Annotated in this window: 5 protein-coding genes; 2 read left to right on the forward strand and 3 right to left on the reverse strand. The window is 42.7% G+C overall.

Annotation, left to right across the window (positions count from 1 at the left end; translation table 11 throughout):
* Positions 1–275 precede the first annotated feature (275 nt).
* Together VIP81_RS29745 and VIP81_RS29750 are read left to right on the forward strand one after the other, a co-directional pair.
* The gene (locus VIP81_RS29745) at positions 276–773 is read left to right on the forward strand and encodes a hypothetical protein (RefSeq protein ID WP_331970387.1); all 498 of its coding nucleotides are present in this window, start codon (positions 276–278) and stop codon (positions 771–773) included.
* A 197-nt stretch (positions 774–970) separates the two neighbouring features.
* Complete coding sequence (locus tag VIP81_RS29750; protein ID WP_331970390.1) at positions 971–1282, forward strand: YcxB family protein; 312 nt, start codon at positions 971–973, stop codon at positions 1280–1282.
* A 205-nt stretch (positions 1283–1487) separates the two neighbouring features.
* Here the strand turns inward: VIP81_RS29750 and VIP81_RS29755 are convergent, their stop codons facing one another.
* From VIP81_RS29755 to VIP81_RS29765, 3 genes are all read right to left on the reverse strand, one after another.
* Positions 1488–2204: a DUF2490 domain-containing protein gene (locus tag VIP81_RS29755; protein ID WP_331970393.1), complete on the reverse strand. Its 717-nt coding sequence runs from the start codon at positions 2202–2204 to the stop codon at positions 1488–1490.
* A 112-nt stretch (positions 2205–2316) separates the two neighbouring features.
* Entirely contained in the window at positions 2317–3804 is a 1488-nt protein-coding gene (locus VIP81_RS29760; RefSeq protein ID WP_331970396.1) for a SusD/RagB family nutrient-binding outer membrane lipoprotein, read from the reverse strand.
* 12 nt (positions 3805–3816) lie between these two features.
* On the reverse strand, positions 3817–5061 hold a 1245-nt coding region (locus VIP81_RS29765; RefSeq protein ID WP_331970399.1), incomplete at its 5' end, for a TonB-dependent receptor domain-containing protein.

Consider the following 5061-nt stretch of genomic DNA (forward strand, 5'->3'; position numbering starts at 1 on the left):
TTGAAATATTTGATTTTTTCTAATATTTATACTTTTGCCTGAGTCACGATATAATTTTATTATATTTGTTATTGTATTAATTTTTATTATGGTTACTGTCCTATGAAAAACCAAATATTCCTACACCGCATGACTCCTCATGCACTGTAAATGACTCTCGAAAGCAATGGTTCGTCCATTGCTTTTGTTTTTTCAGGGGTTTTTACGCATATTTTTTTATCTACTAGAAATCTCAAAATATAATTGTATTTTTAGACTCGAAAATTTGACACCTTATGAAAAAGCTGTTGTTAATGCTGTTGGTAGTTTTGGCCGCAGCCGCATCAGCAAATGCCAACACTGGTTTCAAGAACGGGGATAACAACGGAGACAAAAACGGGGATAACAACGATAACCGTAATAACTCTAAAAACACAAATAATACAAAACCTGTACGGGTAGAAGAGTTTGTGTTAATGTTTCCACGGGTTGAAACAGCGGAGAAAGTTGATGAAGGCGAGTTGGAAAAAGCTATTGTGGACTTATACAAGTGGTATTTACAAAACGAGACTAAAATAAATACGAACGACTTCCTTAAAGGGAGTGGTAAGGAGTTGGCTTTCCCTTTTAAAGTGGATCCCAAGACCTTGCAACAATATTTTCTGTTCATCAAAAAGAACTTCCCGGGTTTCAGCGAGGACGATTTGTCTGTAAAACGTGGCCGGAAGAAGGAAGCACCTGTTACTGTGCGTGATGAAATGGATAATCCTATGTCGATTTCAGTTAACAGATAAAATCGTTTTGCCAGGCGATAATGCATTTAGAGTTCAATTACAATAAGGGGGATGTGTTGCATGCATTGCGCTATCATTTTATGCAGAGGGGAGAGATAAAAGTCTTCCGCAATACTCTTATCATCCTACTTTTAGCTACTTTAACAGGCTACTTTTTCAAGGTAGTTACCCCGGGTGCGCTTACAGGTATTGTTCTCATGACATTGATATTGGGCTGGGTGTTCTGGTATCTTTTGCCTGTTGCTATCTACAACAAAGCGGCTACCTTCAAAGACAGCATACATCTTAAATACTCTGATGAAGGGTTATTGATTTCTACCCGTGCAAGTGAGCAGCAGCGGGCTATCAGCTGGAATAATTTTTCTCAGGTGGTGGAAACAAAGAAATTCTTCTTCCTATACAGGGACAAAAAAACCTTCTTTCTTATTCCCATTAGTGCATTTGAAACAGAGGAGGCATACCGGAACTTCACCGATATGTTAAAAGCCAAGTTCAATAATTACAGGTAAAGGCGCGAGTTTTTGTCTTGGGACAGGATTATACTGATTTAGATGATTTCCCGGATTTTGATTTTATAAGATTAAAAAGATTGGCGAAGACCGTCGCGGATACCCGTCACTGTCATCGCCAATCTTTTTAATCTTATAAAATCAAAAAAGTAAAATCTGGGAAATCATCTAAATCAGTATAATCCTGCTCCAAGACAAAAAAATATTACAGGTCAATCGTCTGAAACACGCTGAAATGCAGGATATGATTCATTGTTTTGGCGCCGGAAGTTACCTGTATTAATTGGTTCATATATCCGATATCTGCTTTTAGTTTAGTATTAAACTGGTAACCAAATGCCGCGAGAAAGCGGTTCTGATCAAATAACAGGTTACTGATATCATTTCCCCACAGATTCAAAAAGATTTCATCTTGTAAGGCCACATAAAACGGGGTGGTTTCTTTTTTATGTTTAATGGCCAGTTGTGTGCGGTTGAAATATCGTGCACGATTACCATATTTCCAATCGCCGATAGCATGTGCCGAACCTGGTTTTGATGGCTGGGATACCCAACGCTGCTCCAGTCGCACCCGATGTGTCATATCAATTTTCTTAGCCTTATGAATATATTGTTCGAAGATGCGTTGTTCCGGAAGCCAGGTATTACTTACCCCGTTATAGGTAGGCACATAGGCGTAGCCCAATAAAATATGATCCTGTTTGGTCGGTGAATACTGGAGTCCGCCGCGCATGAGCAGTTGGCCTTTGTTGCTGATACCGTCTCTGACACGTAATTGTACATCAAAGGGTATGGCCCATTTACTATTGAGTTTCATGGTGCCGAAATAGGTATACCAATTCTGGTAGCCTTGCGTCATATCCTGTGCTGATACCAAACGAACAATGGCCATCAGGACCATTGTGAGCAGTAGTTTCCTCATAATTGTTGAATATAGGTTGGGCTTAAAGATAACTAAACGGGGGCTAAAAAAAGAAAGCACCTGCAGAAGCAGGCGCCGTTAGATTTTTGTTTAGCTATAGTTGATTGTTGTATCAAAATTTATTGTACCACAGTTTCGTGCCTTTAAAATCGCCGCCAACAGCTGATGCCGCCGCGTCGTAATTGGCTTTATTCTGTGTTTGTTCTGGCAGTGGATAAGTTAAACGATAAGGCACTCCTTCTGTGACACTTGCATCCAGACTGCCGGATTTTGGTGCCATGAACAGTGGTTGTCCACCTGGTTTTTTAAATTTCAGCCTGGTTCTTTCAAACCATGCCTGGAAACCTTGTGGATACAATGCCAGCCATTTCTGGGTACCGATAACATTTCTCCAATCTGCTGCTGCATAAGGTACTTTGGCGATATAGGCATTAATGGTGTCGTCGCTGATGGTGGTTTTCGTCAGATCAGCCCAGTAATGCATAGATGCTTTAATACCATTGGTGTAGTGTGTTGCCGCATCGCCTACATTCATGCCTCTGGCAGCGGCTTCTGCCAGGATAAATTCCACTTCCGAATAACTCATCAGAATACCAGGCATGGTAGGGCTATATATTTGTTTACCAGGGCTGGCGTAGTGATCATCCGTTTGGTGCTGCGGATCAGATGTAGTCCAGCCATAAGGTAAGCCTACGAATTCATTCCCGGTGGTAGATGGGCGTGCGTATATGGGCAGGCGTGGATCTTCCAGGCCTTTCATATAGTCGAGCAGCGTGGTGCTGATGGCAAAGTCGATGATGGGACGATCTTCGTCGTTCTGCGGATATCTGTTAGGCAGTGCATCCACATATTGGAATTGTGCCCCCTGTGAATTTTCGGTGAAGGCTTGTTGATAATGCGCTTCAATGATCTGTTTGGCTTTTTCCGGACTGGCATCTACCATACGGATTGCCATGCGCAGGAGGAGTGAATGGCCCAGCCTTCTCCAGCTTTCCACATCTCCGCTATAGATAATATCTCCGGTATTAAAACTGGTCTGTGATGCATCCAATATTTTTACCTGTGCCTCCAGGGTGTCTATCAGTGATTTATAGATTGCCTGTGGATCGTCGTATTTGGGTGTGATATCGGTCGTATTCTTGAACGCATCAGTATATGGTATATTTCCATAAGTATCTGCCAATATCTGGAAGACCCAGGCGCGCATTATATGTGCGATGGCATTTTGATTGGCTACTCCTGGTTGACCGGCTTTAGACTGGTTCATGGTAATGATGGCATCCAGGTTATGGAGCGAGTAGCTATACAGTGTATTCCAAATAGTATTGTTATTACCCTGATCAAGTTGATACTGGCTATCTGCTACTCTGGCGTTACCAGACCAGAATTGTGCGTAATGCATGGCGATATAGCCATTCTGCAAACCGCTGTATAGTACATCCATAGCAGATTTCTGGGCGCCGGTCAACAGGTATTGTGGTTCTGTGGTAGTGGGTTTAGTTGGATCACGGTTCATATCATCCAGTTTTGTGCAGCTGGAGATAGCCAGAGAAACCGTTAAAAGTAATGCACCACTATATTTCAAAATCGTCTTTGTCATCTTCATAAAAATTTAGAATGATACATTCAGGTTAATACCATAAGACCGGAGCGAAGGCAATGCTCCCCCTTCAATTCCCTGGATGTTAGAAGCGGAATTGAGGATGTTGGATGGATCCACGTTAGGGGCATTGGACTTGATCAGCCAAAGGTTACGACCATAGAGGGATACGCGGGCACTTTGCGCACCGATCTTTTTATACCATGATTCGGGCAGGTTGTAGCCGAGTTTAGCTTCTCTCAGGTAGATATAACTGGCATCATACAGATTTGCTGTGCTGATGGTGTTCCCTACGTTATATTTGAAATAATCCTGAGCAGGCATGTTAAGTGTATTCGGTTTACCGTCTGCCGTAACACCTTCTGTAACGATGCCTTTTTCCCGGATGCCGTTGGCAGCGGTGCTTTCCAGCAGACCAGATTTTTCTCCATAGAGATTGGTGTAGGAGAAGAAGCTACCGCCGTGCTGGAAGTCGACCAGTGCAGAGAGATAAAAGCCTTTGTAGGAGAAGGTATTGGTAATACCACCTACATAATCCGGATAGGCGTTACCGATATTTTTGATGGCACTTGGTACATATCGTCCTAAAGAGTCCACCAACTTTTGGCCGTCTACATAAGTGTAATCAGTACCACGAAGGGTTCCCAGTGGCTGTCCTACTTCAGCTACCACCGATACCTGTTGTGTACGGCGGTCGGTGCCGATGGTTAAGATAGGTAATGAAGTATTGTATTGAGGCACATCGAGGTTCAACAGCTTATTGCGATTGAATGCTATATTGGCGTTGATATCCCAGCGGAAGCCACCTTTGAGGCGGATAGGATTCAGGTTTAACCCGATTTCCAATCCTTTATTTTCTACACTACCACCGTTTACATAAGCGCCCAGATAGCCGGTTGGGGCTGATACAGGTAAGCTAATGATCTGATTTTTGGTAACCCGTCTGTAATAGGTAAGATCCAGGCCAATACGGTTATCCAGGAATTTGAGTTCTACGCCGGTTTCTACTTCTGTAGTGCGTTCTGGTTTTAAATCCGGGCTGTTAAAGGTTGAATTGAACTGGCCAACAGGGTTACCATTAAATGGTAATATAAAGTTGAACGTATTGAAAGTATGATAAGCTTCTGCATCATTACCTACCGCAGCAAGGCTTCCTCTAACTTTACCGAATGACAACCATTTCCAGTCTTTCAGCAAATCAGAGAACACAAAAGACAGCGACGCTGAAGGGTAGAAGTATTGGTTATTGCCTTTTGA

Origin of the sequence: Chitinophaga sp. (assembly GCF_036566945.1) — a bacterium.
In the GTDB taxonomy this organism is placed as follows: Bacteria; Bacteroidota; Bacteroidia; order Chitinophagales; family Chitinophagaceae; genus Chitinophaga.

Bases quoted from the DNA above. Each gene is read 5' to 3' on its own strand.
- VIP81_RS29745 (WP_331970387.1), top strand. From the start codon at position 276: ATGAAAAAGCTGTTGTTAATGCTGTTGGTAGTTTTGGCCGCAGCCGCA.
- VIP81_RS29750 (WP_331970390.1), top strand. From the start codon at position 971: ATGACATTGATATTGGGCTGGGTGTTCTGGTATCTTTTGCCTGTTGCT.
- VIP81_RS29755 (WP_331970393.1), bottom strand. From the start codon at position 2,204: ATGAGGAAACTACTGCTCACAATGGTCCTGATGGCCATTGTTCGTTTG.
- VIP81_RS29760 (WP_331970396.1), bottom strand. From the start codon at position 3,804: ATGACAAAGACGATTTTGAAATATAGTGGTGCATTACTTTTAACGGTT.